Source organism: Streptomyces sp. NPDC052020, from assembly GCF_040680575.1.
Lineage (GTDB): Bacteria > Actinomycetota > Actinomycetes > Streptomycetales > Streptomycetaceae > Streptomyces.
Genome location: NZ_JBFAWY010000103.1, coordinates 1 through 1137 on the forward strand (window position 1 = coordinate 1; position 1137 = coordinate 1137).

Genomic DNA, 1137 nt, shown 5'->3' on the forward strand with positions numbered 1-1137 from the left:
TAGGCGGTCATCGAGCCGATGAGCACGGTGCCGGTGATGGAGAACAGCAGGATGAACGCCGTGTTGCCGAAGGCGGACAGCATCCGGCCGTCGGTGAAGGCGGTGGCGTAGTTGTCGAGGTTGAGCCAGTTGCCGGGCAGGGACAGCGCGCCGCCGTCGGTGACCTCCTGGGACGTCTTCAGGGAGGTGAGGAAGACGACGACGAGGGGGATCAGGACGACCAGGGAGGCGGTGATCAGCGAGAGGTAGGTCAGGGCGGGGGCGATCCGGCGCGGGCGCCGGGCGGGCAGGGCCGGGGCCGTGGGCGCGGGTGCGGGTGTGGGTGTGTGCGGGGTCATACGAGGTCCACCTTCTCGTCGGGCACGAGGCGGCGCTGGATCCAGGTGATCAGCAGGATGATCAGGAGCAGGACGACGGCGGCGGCCGAGGCCAGGCCCGTCTTGTTGAACTGGAAGGCGAGTTTGACGGTCTGGATGACGAAGGTGGAGGTGCCGGTGGCGCCGCCGGTCATGATGTAGGGGATCTCGAAGACGGAGAGGGATCCGGAGATCGCCAGGATGGCGCTGAGGCCGATGACGGGGCGGATGCCGGGGGCGATGATGTGGCGGAACTGCTGCCAGCGGGTGGCTCCGTCCAGCTGGGCGGCTTCGTAGAGTTCGGCGGGGATGGACTGGATGGCGCCGAGGAAGAGGACGAAGTTCAGTCCGGCGTAGCGCCAGATGGAGACGCCGGCGAGGGAGGTGTTGGCCGTCTGCGGGTCGCCGAGCCAGGCGCGGTCGGTGCCGGCGCCGAACCAGGACAGGACGGTGTCGAGGGTGCCGCCGTCCTGGAAGAAGTACAGGAAGACGAAGCCGATCGCGACGCCGTTGATGAGGTAGGGGAAGAACAGGATTCCCTTGAAGAGGTTGCGGAAGCGCAGGTTGAAGCTGAGTACGGTCGCGAAGTAGAGGGCGAGCGCGATCTGCAGCACGGAGGCGGCGAGGTAGTAGAAGCTGACGAAGAACACCCGGAACAGTTCGGGCCGGGTGAAGATCTGCCGGTAGTTGTCGATCCCGGTGAAGTTCCGGTCCGGGCTGACGCCGTCCCAGTCGGTGAAGCTGTAGTAGACCATGTTCGCCACCGGCACGTAGGTGAACG

Annotated in this window: 1 protein-coding gene and 1 pseudogene; both read right to left on the bottom strand. The window is 66.5% G+C overall.

Annotated features, from left to right (window positions below):
- A pseudogene (locus AB0L74_RS34865) lies at positions 1-338 on the bottom strand (carbohydrate ABC transporter permease); the annotation flags it as partial.
- On the bottom strand, positions 335-1137 hold an 803-nt coding region (locus AB0L74_RS34870; protein WP_365661643.1), incomplete at its 5' end, for a sugar ABC transporter permease. The pseudogene AB0L74_RS34865 and the gene AB0L74_RS34870, both read right to left, overlap by 4 nt.